The organism is Streptomyces sp. NPDC093221 (assembly GCF_044753885.1).
Taxonomy (GTDB): Bacteria; Actinomycetota; Actinomycetes; order Streptomycetales; family Streptomycetaceae; genus Actinacidiphila.
On the sequence record NZ_JBIVOA010000005.1, the window covers coordinates 101,996 to 117,749 of the forward strand.

11 protein-coding genes are annotated in these 15,754 nt (G+C 68.8%); 6 read left to right on the forward strand and 5 right to left on the reverse strand.

Translation table 11 applies throughout. The features are described from left to right. Positions 1-2: 2 nt before the first annotated feature. From ACIQCJ_RS20900 to ACIQCJ_RS20915, 4 genes are all read right to left on the reverse strand, one after another. Complete coding sequence (locus ACIQCJ_RS20900; RefSeq protein ID WP_188279770.1) at positions 3-854, reverse strand: ABC transporter permease; 852 nt, start codon at positions 852-854, stop codon at positions 3-5. Then, positions 851-1,831, reverse strand: a complete 981-nt coding sequence (locus tag ACIQCJ_RS20905; RefSeq protein WP_355334456.1) for an ATP-binding cassette domain-containing protein — start codon at positions 1,829-1,831, stop codon at positions 851-853. The genes ACIQCJ_RS20900 and ACIQCJ_RS20905 overlap by 4 nt, the downstream gene beginning before the upstream one ends. A gap of 18 nt (positions 1,832-1,849) precedes the next feature. Further along, the gene (locus tag ACIQCJ_RS20910; RefSeq protein WP_402712184.1) at positions 1,850-3,643 is read right to left on the reverse strand and encodes a DUF6801 domain-containing protein; all 1,794 of its coding nucleotides are present in this window, start codon (positions 3,641-3,643) and stop codon (positions 1,850-1,852) included. A 259-nt stretch (positions 3,644-3,902) separates the two neighbouring features. Continuing rightward, positions 3,903-4,535, reverse strand: a complete 633-nt coding sequence (locus ACIQCJ_RS20915) for a hypothetical protein (protein WP_355334461.1) — start codon at positions 4,533-4,535, stop codon at positions 3,903-3,905. Between the two features lie 502 nt (positions 4,536-5,037). Here ACIQCJ_RS20915 and ACIQCJ_RS20920 point away from each other — a divergent pair. After that, complete coding sequence (locus tag ACIQCJ_RS20920; protein WP_355334463.1) at positions 5,038-6,306, forward strand: helix-turn-helix domain-containing protein; 1,269 nt, start codon at positions 5,038-5,040, stop codon at positions 6,304-6,306. Here ACIQCJ_RS20920 and ACIQCJ_RS20925 read toward each other — a convergent pair. Then, positions 6,294-8,540: a discoidin domain-containing protein gene (locus ACIQCJ_RS20925; RefSeq protein WP_402712185.1), complete on the reverse strand. Its 2,247-nt coding sequence runs from the start codon at positions 8,538-8,540 to the stop codon at positions 6,294-6,296. The two genes, ACIQCJ_RS20920 and ACIQCJ_RS20925, sit on opposite strands and share 13 nt — an antisense overlap. A gap of 170 nt (positions 8,541-8,710) precedes the next feature. Here ACIQCJ_RS20925 and ACIQCJ_RS20930 point away from each other — a divergent pair, with 170 nt between their 5' ends. From ACIQCJ_RS20930 to ACIQCJ_RS20950, 5 genes are all read left to right on the forward strand, one after another. Then, complete coding sequence (locus ACIQCJ_RS20930) at positions 8,711-9,736, forward strand: LacI family DNA-binding transcriptional regulator (RefSeq protein ID WP_188279764.1); 1,026 nt, start codon at positions 8,711-8,713, stop codon at positions 9,734-9,736. A gap of 603 nt (positions 9,737-10,339) precedes the next feature. Beyond that, the gene (locus ACIQCJ_RS20935; RefSeq protein ID WP_355334468.1) at positions 10,340-11,752 is read left to right on the forward strand and encodes an extracellular solute-binding protein; all 1,413 of its coding nucleotides are present in this window, start codon (positions 10,340-10,342) and stop codon (positions 11,750-11,752) included. An 83-nt stretch (positions 11,753-11,835) separates the two neighbouring features. Further along, positions 11,836-12,792 (forward strand): sugar ABC transporter permease, encoded by a 957-nt coding sequence (locus tag ACIQCJ_RS20940; RefSeq protein ID WP_355334470.1) that lies wholly within the window; start codon positions 11,836-11,838, stop codon positions 12,790-12,792. A gap of 14 nt (positions 12,793-12,806) precedes the next feature. Further along, positions 12,807-13,697, forward strand: coding sequence for a carbohydrate ABC transporter permease (locus tag ACIQCJ_RS20945; RefSeq protein ID WP_355334473.1), 891 nt, complete (start codon positions 12,807-12,809; stop codon positions 13,695-13,697). 122 nt (positions 13,698-13,819) lie between these two features. Next, positions 13,820-15,457: an alpha-amylase family glycosyl hydrolase gene (locus tag ACIQCJ_RS20950; protein WP_355334474.1), complete on the forward strand. Its 1,638-nt coding sequence runs from the start codon at positions 13,820-13,822 to the stop codon at positions 15,455-15,457. The last annotated feature ends 297 nt before the right edge of the window (positions 15,458-15,754 follow it).

Here is a 15,754-nt window from a genome sequence, read left to right on the forward strand (position 1 = left end):
GCTCAGGCTCCCTTCTGCGGGACGAGCTGGAGGTAGATCGCGGTCAGGACGACGTTCACCAGGAACAGCAGCAGGAAGGTGATGACGACGGACTGGTTGACCGCGTCGCCGACGCCCTTGGGACCGCCCTTGGGGTGCAGGCCGCGGTAGGCGGCGACGATGCCCGCGATGAAGCCGAAGATCACGGCCTTGATCTCGCTGATGTACAGGTCGGGGAGCTGCGCGAGCGCGGAGAAGCTGGACAGGTACGCGCCGGGGGTGCCGTGCTGGACGATGACGTTGAAGAAGTAGCCGCCCGCGGTGCCGACGACCGAGACCAGGCCGTTGAGGAAGACCGCGACGAGCATCGTCGCCAGGACGCGCGGCACGATCAGCCGCTGCACCGGGGAGACGCCCATCACCTCCATCGCGTCCAGTTCCTCGCGGATCTTGCGCGAGCCGAGGTCGGCGCAGATGGCGCTGCCGCCCGCGCCCGCGATGAGCAGGGCGACGATCAGCGGGCTCGCCTGCTGGATGACGGCCAGCACGCTGGCGCCGCCGGTGAACGACTGGGCACCCAACTGCTGTGCCAGTGAGCCGACTTGCAGGGCGATGACGGCGCCGAAGGGGATCGAGACCAGGGCGGCGGGCAGGATCGTCACGCTGGCCACGAACCAGAACTGCTCGATGAGTTCGCGCATCTGGAACGGCCTGCGGAAGGTGTCGCGCACGGTGGTGGCGGCGAGCGTCATGAGCTGCCCGGTCTCGCGCAGCGCGCCGGTGCCGGGGATCGGGCGGCGCGGGACGGTGACGCGTTCGGGGCGCGGCGGGGTCGGCTCGGGTCCCGGTCCCGGGACCCGTACGGGCGCGGTCATGCGGGCTCCCCCTGGACGGGGACGAGTCCGGCCTGTACGGCTTCGCGGGTCGCGGCCGGGAGCTGGTCCCACATGGCCAGGACGCGGGCCCTGCGGCGCTGTACCGCCTGCCGGGGCGGCAGTCCGGGTGACGGTTCGAGCTGCGGCGCGACGCGGCGCGGGGCCGCGGGCAGTTCGCGGCCGTTCAACTGCTCGCGGGCCAGGGCCGCTTCGTCCTTCTCCTCCGACATCCCGATCGGTCCGTCGCGGCGTCCGCTGAGGAACTGCCGTACGACCGGCTCGTTGCTGGTGAGCAGCAGCTCGCGGGGGCCGAAGGCGACCAGTTCGCGGCGGAAGAGCATGCCCATGTTGTCGGGCACGGTCGAGGCGATGTCGAGGTTGTGGGTGACGATCAGCATCGTCGCGTCGATCTGCGCGTTGAGGTCGATGAGGAGCTGCGAGATGAACGAGGTGCGGACCGGGTCGAGGCCGGAGTCGGGTTCGTCGCACAGGATGATCTGCGGGTCGAGCACCAGGGCGCGGGCGAGTCCCGCGCGTTTGCGCATGCCGCCGGATATCTCGCCCGGCAGTTTGCCCTCGGCACCGAGGAGGCCGACCATGTCGACCCGCTCCATGACGATGCGGCGGATCTCTGACTCCTTTTTCCTGGTGTGCTCGCGCAGCGGGAAGGCGATGTTGTCGAAGAGGTTCATCGACCCGAAGAGCGCGCCGTCCTGGAACATCAGGCCGAACATCTTGCGCGCCTCGTAGATGTCGCGCTCCGGGCTGTTCACCATGTCGACGCCGCCGACGAGCACCCGGCCGCGTTCGGGCTTGAGCAGGCCGATGAGCGATTTCAGGAATACCGTCTTGCCGGTTCCGGAAGGGCCGAGCATCACGCTGACTTCACCGGGCGGCAGTGTGAGCGTGACGTCCTGCCAGACGTTCTGCGTACCAAAGGACTTGGTGAGTCCTTCGACGATCACTTCGATTCCCATTGCACCTCCCGGAGCTGATCAGTGGTGGGGCGGTTCGGGAAAGGCGATCTCCGGATCGCATCCCGAGGCCGCGATGGGCACGCACAGCGGTCCCTGGATGAGATTCAGTGAGTTGCCGTGCCCCGATATCGCCGAGGTGAAGAGGGAATTCAGGTTCTCTCCGTGGCTGCCGCAGCCGGTGAATGGGGGAATGTAGAGGTCGTCCTGGGCCAGCGGCCCGCCGTCCTGCACTCCGTAGTCCGTGGGTCCGGTCGGGCGGCCGGTCAGTGAACTGCGGTCGTAGCCGACGAGTTTGATGTCCAGCGGCGCCGAGGCGCGGCAGTCGGCGCCGACGTCCAGCGGTACGCCGTTGACCTTGACGTCGGACAGCCGCAGTTCCTGCTTGCCGTAGATGGTGCTGGTGGTGATCGTGCCGAGGTTGCTGGTGCCGACCGTGACGACGGTCATCAGGCCCTTGGGGAGCAGTTCCATCCGGGCGGTGACCGGCACGAAGCCGAAGGTCAGGAAGGTGGTGTCGGACGGCGGCAGGGCCAGCTTCGCGATCGAGTCGATCTCGAAGTACTGCTTGAGCGGGTCGGGGTCGGTGAACTCCGTCCAGATGCTCTTCTGCACGACGGTGACGCGGGTCGGCTTCTTGGTCAGGTCGTTGATGACCGCCGCGCCCTTGAGCTTGAAGACGTTGGAGTAGCCGGTGACGTAACCGCACTGGGAGTACGGGGGGAACGGCGGGTCGCCGGGCCCGGGGCTGCGGACGGCGTTGGGCGGCCGGGGAATGGAGTCCATGACCGCGGGGTCGGTGTCGCCCTCCGGCGGGTCCTCGCAGTCGTGCACGCCGGAGTGCGGGGGCGAGGCCAGCGTGATGGTGTTGCGGCCGTCGGACCGGGCGGCGTCGGGGGCTCCGTCGCCCGCGCCCTCGCCGGTCTTGCCGACGCCCGCGCGGGAGCCGGTGCCCGGCGTGGGGGCGGCGGCCGAGGAGCCGCCGGGCGCGGTGGCGTGGCCGGGGCCCGAGGAGCCGCCGGGGGTGCCGGGGATGGAGACGGTACCGAGGAGGTCGCCCTGGTCGGGCTTGGGGGCGCAGGCGCCGATGATGTCGGCGGCGTCCTTGGCGGCCTGGCCCGTACCGGCGGAGTCCGCGGCCGTGCCGGTCGCGCTGTCGGTGCCGGACGCGCTGTCGGTGCCCGACGCACTGTCGGTGCCGGACGCGCTGTCGCTGTCGGTGCTCGGGGAGTCGGGCGGTGTGGACGCGGGGTCGGTCACGGGGGTGAGCTTGAGATCCAACTCCCCTGCGGTGAAGCGCACTTCGCCGGAGGCGGTGACCGTCAGCGGCGGCACCGCGCCGCCGAAGGTGAGCACCAGGTCCCCGTCGCCCTTGAGCGGTGTCGAGGGGGCGGTCAGTCCCGGCCATACGGCGTCCGCTCGCGAAGTGCCCTGCGCGACATGGGCGGTGAGGCTCGCGGCGCCGGTCAGGGCTGTGGCGCCGGCGGGCAGCAGCGCCTCGGCGCCGGCCCGCGGCATGGTGACCGTCGCCGTCAGGTCGCCCGGCTGGATGGGCTTTCCGACCACGGCGGTGTCCGGGTAGTTCTGCACCAGCGCGACGGTGACGTCCTGGACGACGGCCTTGTCGGTGCCGCCGGTGCCGCCGGAGCCGTCGGCGGCCGTACCGGCGGGGAAGGCGCACGCGTATCCGAGGGTCACCTTGCCGTCCGGGCCGCTGGCCGCGGAGTCGGGTCCTGGCAGCAGTCCGGCCAGGAGCGCCGCCGCTGCGACAGCGGCGAACCGCACCGCGCGGCGCGGCTTCACGGCACCCCTCATTACGGAACTCCTCAGGAAGGCGTCGGCGACGCAGGACATTACGGTCGAGTAATAAGGCCCCACAAGTGATCGACCGGACGAATATTCGACGGCGTGGACCGGGGCGGATTTCCTGTCACCGAATGACAAAACACAAGCGGAGTTTTGTCCTCCAGTGCGTGTTCGGGACCCCGGCCGCCACTGCGGCGGTCCGGGGTCCCGGTTCGGCCGGCGCGGGCTTCAGCGGTCGCGGCGGCCGGTGTTACGCGAGGGGCGGGGCTCAGGGAGAGACGACCTTCAGCGTCGTGGGGGTCACGACGTAGCCGGCCGAGTAGGTGGCCAGGTCGTTGTTGTTGATCAGGCCGAGGCACAGACCGGAGACGTTGTACGCCTTGAGGGTGCCGCCGGTGATGGCCAGCGTGTGGGTGGAGTTGGTGTACGTGGCGTTGAGGGTGGCGCCGTTGCCCACGCCGCTGGGGTCGGCGAAGGTCGCGTTGCACAGACCGGACAGGGTGGCCTTGACGCCGGTCAGCGTGCCGGTGGTGACGCCCGCGGACGTGGTGGCGGCGGTGCCGGTCAGCGTCCACGGGGTGCCCTGGGCGGCGACGGAGAAGGTGATGCCGCCGACCTTGCAGGTGTTCCACGAGACGGTGTTGATGGTGCCGAGGGTGCCGCCGTGCGAACCGTTGGTCACGGTGGCGGTGGCCGCCGACGAGGTGCAGGTGAGCTTGGTGCCCGTGGTGGTGTCGGTCAGCGTGGGCGTGGTGGCCGTCGCGGTGATCGCACCGGTCGACGAGCTGCCCGAGACGGTGTACGTGACGGCCGAGGCCGGGCTGACCGCGAGGCCGAGCGCCGCCGCCATCGCGGCACCGGTGACCATGGTTCCCTTGGCGGTCCTGGAGAGCTTGTGCACGGGCTGATCCTTCCTGGGAGATGACGTACCTGATAAACCGGCTTCCGCGTCTTCCATGTGTGGCGGGAAGGGGAATTCGGTTACGACTCACTACCTGGAACGTGGCACCGATTCCGCTCGGTTGCCCTTGCGGAGCAGGACGTTACGCACGGGTAACCCGGAGGCGCAATAATCCCGGCCAAGATTCTCCGGCGGACCCTACTCTCGGGTATTTTTCTGTCACGGAAGCAACAGTGCGCCGGGATTTTTTATAAGCAAGTGAGCAAGTCGGCCGCACGGTGCGCGCATCGGCCGGCCCGACGGGCGATCACCCGGAGTGCAACCATGGCCATCGGTCGCCGTCGCCCACCGTCGCGGGCCTGACACGTTTCCGTGTGCAAGGTGCTGCGTTCCGTACGCGATTGGTCTATGTTGCAGCGAGGTTGCCCACGACTACCATGCGTGGCACACCACTTCACCGGTTCACCGGCCAGCAGGGCCGTCGCGGGAGGGGGGTACGGACATGACCGTAACGCGGCAGACGCCGGAGCAGGCGGAATCAATCGGTCCGATTCCACGGGAGTTCGCCGCCATCATGCGGCCGGAACTCCCCAGCCTTTTAAAAGAGATGGCCACGGAAATCGTCACCACGATCCCCGAATACGGCCACTTGCTGGAGGGCCCGAACGCCCGGGTGATCAAAATCGGTATCGAGCAGAGCATCGCCACTTTCGTCGACCGGGTGGCCGCGCCGACCGCGACCACCGCGCTCCGCGACGACCTGTGCCGCCAGTTCGGCCGCTTCGAGGCGTACGAGGGCCGCAGCCTGGACAACCTCCAGGCCGCGTACCGCATCGGCTGCCAGGTGGCGCTGCGCCGGGTGCGCAGCGTGGGCCGCCGCTACAACCTGTCGGCGTCCTTCATGCTGACCTTCGCCGACGCGCTCTTCGCGTACATGGGCGATCTCGCCGAACTCTCCCGCGAGGGCTATGTGCAGGCGATGGCGGAACTGGGCGAGGAGCCCGACAATCGCCGCCGCCGGCTGTTGCGGCGGATTCTCAACGGCGCCTCCGTGGCCCGCAGCGCGCTGGCGGAACTGGCCGAGCACTCGGCGTGGCCGCTGCCGGAGGAGGTGACGCTGATCGCGGTCGCCCCCGACACGCGTCCGGCCGGGGCGGCGCTCGACAAGGACATCCTGATGGACTTCGCGGATCCGGAGCCGCATCTGCTGGTGCCGGGACCGTTCACCGACGAGCGGCGGGAGCGGCTGCACGCGGCGCTCAACGGCTGCCGGGCGGCGATCGGGCTGACCACCTCGCTGAGCGAGGCCGCGGATTCGCTGCGCTGGGCCCGGCACACGCTGGCGCTTGCCGACGCCGGGATCATCGACGACGACTCGGTGGCGCTGAGCGAGAACCATCTGCTGCCGCTGTGGTTATTGGGCGATCCCGCGCTGGTCACGCAGATCGCCAAGCGCTATCTGGGGCCGCTGGTCGGGCTGACCGCCACCCAGCGCGCCCGGCTGATCGACACCCTGCGGATCTGGCTGACCACCCGAGGCACCGCGGCGCAGATCGCCGACCAGCTCGGCGTGCACCCGCAGACCGTGCGCTACCGGATCCGTATCCTCGACCGCGCTTTCGGCGACCAACTCGCCCGCCCCGACGACCGGTTCGCCACCGAGATCGCGCTGCGCGCGCTGCACCTCCAGGAGAACGGCGAAACGCCGGACGGCGGCCTCCTGTCGGAGGACCGCCGCCCGGCGCGCGACCCCTCACGTTACGAGGAGTAGACCTCGAACTCGGAGATCTGGCCCGCGGGCCAGCCGGTGTTGCCGGTGATGGTCAGCCGTACGTAGCGGGCGCTCGCGGGAGTCACCGGGATGGTGACGGTGTTCCCGCTCGCGGGGTTGAAGGTGTAGCCCGCGGACGACTTCAGCGTGCTGTAGGTGTTGTTGTCGGTGGAGCCGAGGACGCTCAGCGTCTCGGTACGGGTGGCCCACGCCGTGGCGGGCGGGAGCTTGAGGACGACCCGGCCGACGGTCCTGGCCGCGCCGAGGTCGACGGTCAGCGACTGCGGGAAGGCGTTGTTGGTGCTCTCCCAGTAGCTGTTGGCGTTGCCGTCCACCGCGTTGCCCGCGACGTAGACATCGGAGTGACCGGTGTCGGAGGCCGGGTGCCCCTGGGCCAGGTTGCCCGAGGCCGGGGTGGTGGGGGGCGTGGTCGGCGGGGTGGTCGGGTTGCCCGAGCCCGGCTGCGGCCAGGTGGAGCAGTCGTTCCAGTTGCTGTCCCAACCGCTGTTGCCCGCACCGCGGTTGATGGTGAAGGCGGGCAGGTTCGCCGGGTAGGAGCAGTTGTACGTACCCGTCGCGCCGGTGCCGGTGGCCGTCACATTGGTGAAGGTCGCGGAGCCGGGCGTCTCGGCCTGCACCACGACCGTGCCGGTGTTGCTGGCCGTCGCGCCGCTGACGGTCACGCCGTTGATGGTGTAGCCGTGGCCGCCGCCGGAGACGAACTCGAAGTCGCTGTACGGGCTGCCGATGAAGGTCGTGTTGCTGATCCGGATGTCGTTGTTGATCGCGTAGTCGTAGCTGTCGACGCGCAACGCACCCATCGGGTGGCCCCAGTTGGGGTTCAGCGCGCCGGTACGGATCAGGGTGTTGCCGGAGACCGTGACGGTGCCGGACAGCGGGTTGAAGGGCTGGAGGAACGCCTGGTTGGAGATGGCGATGCCGCCGCCGAGCGCGTTGGTGTCGGCGATCACGTTGTTGGAGACGGTGTTGTTGCTGCCGCCGTAGATCGCGATGCCGTTGGCCAGGTTGGGCTGCACGATGGTGTTGTTGCTGAAGGTGTTGCCCGTGTCGGGCGCGCCGAGCGACCACATGGCGAGACTGTCGTCGCCCTGGTTGCGCAGGAAGTTGTTCTTCACCTGGACGCCGTTGGCGCTGCCGTCCAGGTTGAGGCCGTCGGCGGTGGTGCCGAGGATGCGGTTGTTCTGCACCACGAGGTTGTTGTTGTTGCCGGTCAGCCACAGACCGCACTTCTCGCGCTGCACCCAGATCCCGGAGACCACCGAGTTCGGGCCGAGGCTGCCGGTGATGAAGCTGTCGGGCGAGCCGTCGTTGCGGACGCTGACCTCGCCGAAGACGGCGAAGTCGTACAGCTTGGTGTTGCCGCTCGCGCTGGTCTGGTCGATCAGGTGCGAGCTGTGCAGCACGGAGTACCAGTTGCCCGCGCCACGGATGGTGACGCCGTCGGCCTGGATGGTGGAGCCCAGCTTGAAGTCGCCGGACGGGATCCAGACCTCCTTGCCCTGCGACTTCGCCTGGGCGATGGTCGTGTTGAAGGCGCTGGTGGAGTCGGCGCCCCCGGTGGCGTCGGCGCCGTTGCTGACGACGGATATGGAGTTCGCCGGGGCGCTCGCCGCCCCCGCCACCTGCTCGAAGTCGGCGACGTCGATGGTGGCCTGGCCGGTGTCGCCCGCGTCGAGCTGGAGCTTGACCTTGGCGCCGGCGGCCAGATTCTGGCCCAGCTTGATCCGCGAGTCGTCGAAGAAGTGGTGGGTCTTGGAACCGGCGATCCACGACGTGTCGACGTAGCTGTACTGCGCGGTGACCGCCAGCTTCTGGCTGATCTTGGTGCCGTTGACGTAGACCGAGACGGTGCCTGAGGCGCCGCGCGGCAGGTTGTAGGCGACATCCACCGCGTTGGCCGGGGCGGTCAGGGTGAACTCGACGTACTTGCCCTGGCCGTTGAGGCTGACCGCGCGGCGGCCCGACGCCTCGGAGGCGACGGTGGACTGGGTGTAGTCGGGGCCGACCGCCGAGCCGTTGGTGGCGGCGGCCTCGGCCTCGTACTCGGTGAACGGGACGCTCGCGCCTCCGCTCACGGCGAAGGGCGAGACGGTCGATACGGAGGGGGCGGCGCTGGCCGACTGGGCCGTCACGGCGAGCGCGAGCCCGCCCGCGACGACCGCCGCCGCGGTGGCGGAAGCCAACCAGGCCGTGGAACGACGTCTGTTGTCCATGGGGTGGGGGGTGTCCCTTCTGACTGGAGTCACAGAGGTGACGCACACCCTAGAGATGTCATGCATGAGACAGCAAGATGTCGATTGGATTTCGCAAAATTTGGATGGCTTGCAGAGATCTCGCAAATTCACCGCAAGAAACTTGCGCCACCTGTACTAGAATCGACGCCATGACACGACGACTTGCCGAGGTGGCAAAGAAGGTCGGGGTGAGTGAGGCCACCGTCAGCCGCGTGCTGAACGGGAAGCCTGGCGTCTCCGACGGAACCCGGGCAGCGGTCCTCACCGCTCTTGACGTGCTCGGTTACGAACGGCCCACCCAGCTCCGGGGGGAACGCGCCCGGCTGGTCGGCATGGTCATGCCCGAGCTGCAAAATCCGATCTTCCCGGCTTTCGCCGAGGTGGTCGGCGGCGCGCTGGCGCAGCAGGGCTTCACCCCGGTGCTGTGCACCCAGACCGCGGGCGGCGTCTCCGAGGCCGACTACGTGGAACTGCTGCTCCAGCAGCATGTCTCCGGCGTGGTCTTCTTCGGCGGGCTCTACGCCCAGGCCGAGTCACCGCACGACCACTACGCGCGGCTGGCCGAGCGCAATCTGCCCACCGTGCTGATGAACGCGGCCATCGACCATCTCGACTTCCCGCGCGTCAGTTGTGACGACGCGGTCGCGGTCGAGCAGGCGATGAACCACCTCATCTCGCTCGGCCATCAGCGGATAGCCCTCGTGCTCGGGCCGCCCGACCACGTACCGTCGCGCCGCAAGCTCGCCGCCGCCCGCCGGGTCGACCCGTCGGTGACCGTCGAGCACGCGCTGTTCACGCTGGAGGGCGGCCAGGCGGCGGCCAGCCGGCTGCTCGCGCGCGGCATCACGGCCTTCATCTGCGCGAGCGACCTGCTGGCGCTCGGCACCATAAGGGCGGCTCGCAGAAGGCGGCTGTCGGTGCCGGAGGACGTGTCGGTAATCGGTTACGACGACTCGTCGCTGATGAACTGCACAGAGCCGCCGCTGACCACCGTCCGGCAGCCGATCGAGGCGATGGGCCGGGCGGCCGTGGACCTGCTGGCCGGAGAGATCAGCGGTGCGTCGGTCGACCACGACGAGCTGTTCTTCGAACCGGAACTGGTAGTACGCGGTTCCACCGGTCCCGCCCCGCACCCCTCCCGCCTCCCCCACCCGGAGGCCCGCGCCAACGTCTGACCCCGCACCACGAGTCACCCGCGAACCCGGACCTGAGCCAGGGCCCGAGCCAGGATCAGGGCCAGGACCTGGGCTGAGCCCGTCCCGGGCTCGGCCCGAGCTCAGCCATGCCACCACGGCGCCGGGGCGGAGAGCCGTGCTCCCGCCCCGGCGCCGCCGTCCGCTCCCCCGGCGACCCGCCGGCCGCGGCCCGACCCGGCGCCGGGCCGCCGCTCCCCGTCGCGGCAGCCCGCGACCATCCGCGACCACCCGCGGTCGTCCCGGCCGCCGCGGCCCCCTGGGGCCCGCCGGGCGACCCTCCCGGGCCCGTGGGCACCCCCTCCGGCCCGGCCCGCGCCGGGCCCGCGGAGGGGCCGTCACGGGCCGTCCGCGAGCACACGGCCGGTGACCCCGCTTCCACTTGCGAGCCGTCCGACGTCGTAACCAAGTCGTGTCTTTGCGAAATTCGCGCGACATCTTGCGGACATCTATCGGGTTAAGTACGTTGAGCCAACCCGAAACGGCGGCGTGCAACTGCGCCGAGCATCACGTGCACCATGTGCCGCGGGGGTCCCAGATCGCAGTCCAACGACGCGCAGTGGTTCAGGGGAAAGGGTTTTGAACATGAGCAGAATCGGCTACCGCAGACTGGTGGCGGTCGCGCTGGTCGCGGGCATCGGATTGTCCGCTGCCGCGTGTTCCAGCAGCGACGACAAGAAGGATGACCCGGGAACGAAGGCCAGCAGCAGCTCCAGCAGCGCCGGCACCCCCTTGGACCCGAAGACCAAGGTGTCGATCACGGTCGACTGTGAGCCGCCGACCACGAAGAAGGCCGAGCGCCAGCAGTGGATCGACGACGTCGCCGAGTTCAACAAGACGTACCCGAACGTCACGGTCAACAGCAAGGACGCGTTCCCTTGCGAGGACCCGGCCAAGTTCACCGCCCAGCTCCAGGGCGGTAGCCAGACCGACGCGTTCTACACGTACATGACCGACCTCCAGCAGGTGCTGGACGCCGGCCAGGCGGCCGACATCACGGAATACGTCAACGACAAGACGGTCCCGAACCTCAAGGACATCGACCCCGGTGTCCTCGACGTCCTCAAGGACGGCGGCAAGCTGTACGGTCTGCCCACCTCGAACTACCAGATGGGCCTGATCTACAACCGGAAGATCTTCAAGGACGCCGGTCTGGACCCGAACAACCCGCCCACCACGTGGGAAGGCGTCCGCGCCGCCTCCAAGCAGATCGAGGACAAGCTCGGCAGCAAGGGCATCCACGGCTTCATCGAGAACGCCGGCGGCAACCAGGGCGGCTGGCACTTCACGTCCGAGCTGTACGGCCTCGGCGGCACCATGGTGTCCGAGGACGGCAAGAAGGCGACGTTCAACGACGACAGCGCCAAGACCCTGCTGACCACGCTGCACGACATGCGCTGGACGGACAACAGCATGCCCGCCACCCCGGGCAAGGAGTGGGGCGACGTCCAGAAGGCGATGGGCACCGGCGTCGTCGGCATGTACGTCGGCGCTCCCGACGACATCCCGCTGGTCGTCCAGCAGTACAAGGCCAAGTTCGAGGACCTCGGCATGGCCCCGATCCCCGGCGGCAAGACCTCGCTGTTCGGCGGCGCCGACTACATGTTCAAGAAGTCGGCCTCCCCGGACCAGATCAAGGCCGGCATCGCCTGGATCAACTTCAAGTACCTGACCCTCGAGAAGGGCCAGTTCAACTACCCGCGGAACAAGACGGACGGCCTGCCCGTCGGTCTCCCGCAGCCCTTCTTCTTCACCGGCGCGTCGAAGGAGAAGGACAACTCCACCAAGGCCGCGAACGCGACCGTCCCGGTCGAGAACTTCAAGACGTACGTCGACGCCCAGGTGCCCGTGAAGCCCGAGCCGCCGAACGCCCAGAAGATCTACACCGTGCTCGACACGGTGATGTCCGGTGTTCTGACCAACAAGAACGCTGACATCTCCAAGCTGCTCTCCACTGCCGAGTCCCAGGTCAACAGCCTCCTGGCCGCCTCTCAGTAACGACAGCCCGCGGGGGCCGGTCCGGCGACCGGCCCCCGCTCAGCGGTACCGGCCCGACGCATCACTTCAGTCGAGGAGCACCCATGGCGGCGACAACCGTCCCCGAGAAATCGAGTAGGCGCCACGCCGGGCGTCCCGTTGGTCAGCCCGATGGAACGCAGCGCCGTTCCGGCCTGAGCCGTAAAGTCCGGCAGAACGTCCAGGCGTACGGCTTCCTGATCGGCGCGGTCCTCTGCTTCGGGTTCTTCTCGTGGTACCCGATGGTCCGCGAGTTCATCATGAGCTTCCAGAAGACCAAGCGCGGTGTCACCACCTGGGTGGGCTTCGACAATCTCAAGCAGGTCTACCACGACCCGTATTTCTGGACGGCCTGGCGCAACACCCTGCAATTCACGGTGTACGCGCTGGTGATCGGCTTCATCGTGCCGTTCTTCGTGGCGATCCTGCTCAATGAACTGCGGCACGCACAGGCGTACCTGCGCATTCTGGTGTACCTGCCGGTGATGCTTCCGCCGGTCGCCGGTGTGCTGCTGTTCAAGTACTTCTACAACCCGGAGTACGGGCTCTTCAACCACATTCTGAAGACCCTTCACCTGCCGACCTCCGCATGGCTGGACTCGTCGCACACGGCGATGATCTCGGTGGTGATCGCGGCCACCTGGATGAGCATGGGAAGCGCCACGCTGATCTATCTGGCCGCGCTCCAGAACATCCCCGGCGAGCTGTACGAGGCCGCCGACCTGGACGGAGCCGGGCTGTTCAGCAAGATCTGGCACGTCACGATCCCGCAGACCCGCATGGTGCTCTCACTCATGCTGCTGCTCCAGATCGTGGCGACCATGCAGGAGTTCACCAACGTCTATCTGCTGACCGGCGGCAACGGTCCGGAGAACTCCACCACGACGGTCGTGTACATGGTCTACCAGTACGCGTTCCGCTACAACAATTTCGGAAGCGCCGCGGCGCTGGGCCTTTTCCTGCTGCTGGTGCTGGCCGGATTCTCCGGTGTGTACGCGCGGCTGAGCCGGAACAGCGACTAGGACGGAAGACGGACATGGCAGCGTTCACCCAGCAAAACCGGACCCTGATCTCGTCGGCCGCTTTGAGCCGACCGCGGGCGAAATTCGTCTACTGGACCGTGCTGAGCCTGGTCATCCTGGTCTTCACCCTGGTGTTCCTCGGCCCGCTCTACTGGATGGTGACCGGCGGCTTCAAGTCGGCCCAGGAAGTCCTGGCGAATCCGCCGACGCTCTTCCCGAAACACCCGAAGGCGAGCAACTACTCGGACGCCTGGAGCGAGCTGAAGATCGCCCGGTTGCTCTTCAACACCTTCTATTACGCGTTCGGCGCGCTGCTGCTGCAACTCGTCTTCGACGTGGCGGCGGCGTACGCGATCTCCAAGCTCCGGCCGGTGCTCGGCAATCTGATCCTCGGCATGATGCTCGCCACGCTGATGATCCCGGCGGCGGTGCTGATCGTGCCGCAGTACATGACGGTCCTCGACCTGCCGCTGCTGCACGTGAACCTGATCGGCACCCCGTGGGCGATCTGGCTGCCCACGGTGGCCAACGGCTTCAACATCTTCCTGCTGAAGCGATTCTTCGACTCGATTCCCGAGGACCTGATGTCCGCGGCGAAGATCGACGGCGCCGGGCCGCTGCGCACGCTGTGGTCGATCGTGCTGCCGATGTCGCGTCCGATCCTCGGCGTCGTGTCGATCTTCGCGGTGGTCAACGTCTGGAAGGACTTCCTCTGGCCGATGCTGGTGGAGCCCGACCCGAAGAACCAGCCGATCAACATCGGCATCAACTCGCTCTCGCAGGGCGTACCGCAGAACGTGCTGATCGCCGCGCTGGCCATCTCCGCGGTGCCGACCCTGCTGATCTTCCTGCTCTTCCAGCGCAACATCATGTCCGGCCTGACCGCGGGCAGCCTCAAGGGCTGACGGGTCACCGGACCGCAAGCCTTCCGTAACGCACCCCCAAGCACTCCGCCGCCGGCCTCTATGCCCACATCCCCGCCTCCGGGGCCGGCGGCGGGGTCCCACCTGCCCGAAAGGACGTTGACGTGGCAGACACCCCTCAGCCCGAGGCCGACGAGAACTGGTGGCGCGGCGCGGTCATCTACCAGGTCTATCCGCGGAGCTTCGCCGACAGCAACGGCGACGGCACCGGAGACCTCGCCGGGGTGCGTTCCCGGCTGCCCTACCTGGCCGAGCTGGGCGTCAACGCCCTCTGGTTCAACCCCTGGTACCCGTCGCCGATGGCCGACGGCGGATACGACGTGGCCGACTACCGGGACATCGACCCGGTCTTCGGCACGCTCGCCGAGGCCGAGAAGCTGATCTCCGAGGGCCTGGCGCTGGGCATCAGGACGATCATCGACATCGTGCCGAACCACATATCGGCGGCCCACCCGTGGTTCCGCGAGGCGCTGGCGGCCGGTCCCGGATCGCCCGCGCGCGACCGCTTCTGGTTCCGCCCCGGCCGCGGCGACGACGGCGAGCTGCCGCCGAACAACTGGCCTTCGCAGTTCGGCGGCCCGGCCTGGACGAGGACGACCGACCCGGACGGCACGCCCGGCGACTGGTTCCTGAACCTCTTCGACTCCGAGCAGCCCGACCTCAACTGGAACCACCCGGACGTCCGGGCCGAGCACGAGGACATCCTGCGGTTCTGGTTCGACCGCGGCGCGGGCGGCGTACGGATCGACTCCGCCGCGATGGTCGCCAAGGACCCGGAGCTGCCCGACCTGAGCAGCGACCCGGCCGCCCCGCACCCGTACATCGACCGGGACGACCTGCACGAGATCTACCGCGGCTGGCGGCGGATCGCCGACGGATACGACAACACGCGGATCCTGGTCGGCGAGGTGTGGCTGCCGGACGCGGTGCGTTTCGCGCACTATCTGCGGCCGGACGAGATGCACACCGCGTTCAACTTCGACTTCCTCGCCTGCCCCTGGGCGCCTGAGCAGCTCCGCAAGTCCATCGAGACGACGCTGGCCGCGCACGAGCCGGTGGGCGCGCCCGCCACGTGGGTGCTGTGCAACCACGACGTGACGCGTACGGTCACCCGCTACGGGCGGGTCGACACCGGCTTCGACTTCGCGACCAAGGCGTTCGGCATCCCGACCGACCTGGAGCTGGGCACCCGCAGGGCGCGGGCCGCCGCGCTGCTGACCCTGGCGCTGCCCGGATCCGTCTACCTCTACCAGGGCGAGGAGCTGGGGCTGCCCGAGGTCGAGGACATTCCGGCGGCCAAGCTCCAGGACCCGATGTACCTGCGGTCCGGCGGCACCGACCCCGGCCGGGACGGCTGCCGTGTGCCGCTGCCCTGGTCCGGTGACTCCTCGCCGTTCGGCTTCAGCCCCGAGGGTTCGGCGGAGCCGTGGCTTCCGCAGCCGGCCGACTGGGCGGGGCGCACCGCCGAGATCCAGTCCGCCGACCCGGCGTCGATGCTCTCGCTGTACCGGGCGGCGCTGCGGATTCGCAGCGCGGAGGCCGGTCTGGGCGACGGTCCCATGCACTGGCTCGACTCCGACCCGGGCGTCCTCGCCTTCAGCCGCACCGACGCGTTCGTCTGCGTCGTCAACCTGGCCGACACCCCCGCGGAGCTGCCCGCGCACAGTGAGCTCCTGCTCACCAGCGGACCTCTCCTCGACGGCCGTATCCCCGCCGACACCGCCGTCTGGCTGCGCCGCTGAAACGATTTTCTTGCGAGGGACGGTAAGCCGATCTTCTCCGGGGCGCGGCCCCGGCCGGTTCCCTGACCGGGGCGGTACGCCGAATTTTTGAGGGGCGCGGGGAACCGCGCGGCCAGCCACCAACGGGCCGGTGGCCCGGAGACAACCGATCCGCCCCGCGGGGGCCGGTGGTGACCTGCGGGAGCACGGTGGCTGAGCGCGCGGTTCCCCGCGCCCCTTGGGGCCTGACCCCCACCGCGAGGTGGCCGCGCGGTTCCCCGCGCCCCTTCGGGGCCGACCCCCTGGGCACGGGCACCC

Bases quoted from the DNA above. Each gene is read 5' to 3' on its own strand.
- ACIQCJ_RS20900 (WP_188279770.1), bottom strand. From the start codon at position 854: ATGACCGCGCCCGTACGGGTCCCGGGACCGGGACCCGAGCCGACCCCG.
- ACIQCJ_RS20905 (WP_355334456.1), bottom strand. From the start codon at position 1,831: ATGGGAATCGAAGTGATCGTCGAAGGACTCACCAAGTCCTTTGGTACG.
- ACIQCJ_RS20910 (WP_402712184.1), bottom strand. From the start codon at position 3,643: ATGAGGGGTGCCGTGAAGCCGCGCCGCGCGGTGCGGTTCGCCGCTGTC.
- ACIQCJ_RS20920 (WP_355334463.1), top strand. From the start codon at position 5,038: ATGACCGTAACGCGGCAGACGCCGGAGCAGGCGGAATCAATCGGTCCG.
- ACIQCJ_RS20925 (WP_402712185.1), bottom strand. From the start codon at position 8,540: ATGGACAACAGACGTCGTTCCACGGCCTGGTTGGCTTCCGCCACCGCG.
- ACIQCJ_RS20930 (WP_188279764.1), top strand. From the start codon at position 8,711: ATGACACGACGACTTGCCGAGGTGGCAAAGAAGGTCGGGGTGAGTGAG.
- ACIQCJ_RS20935 (WP_355334468.1), top strand. From the start codon at position 10,340: ATGAGCAGAATCGGCTACCGCAGACTGGTGGCGGTCGCGCTGGTCGCG.
- ACIQCJ_RS20940 (WP_355334470.1), top strand. From the start codon at position 11,836: ATGGCGGCGACAACCGTCCCCGAGAAATCGAGTAGGCGCCACGCCGGG.
- ACIQCJ_RS20945 (WP_355334473.1), top strand. From the start codon at position 12,807: ATGGCAGCGTTCACCCAGCAAAACCGGACCCTGATCTCGTCGGCCGCT.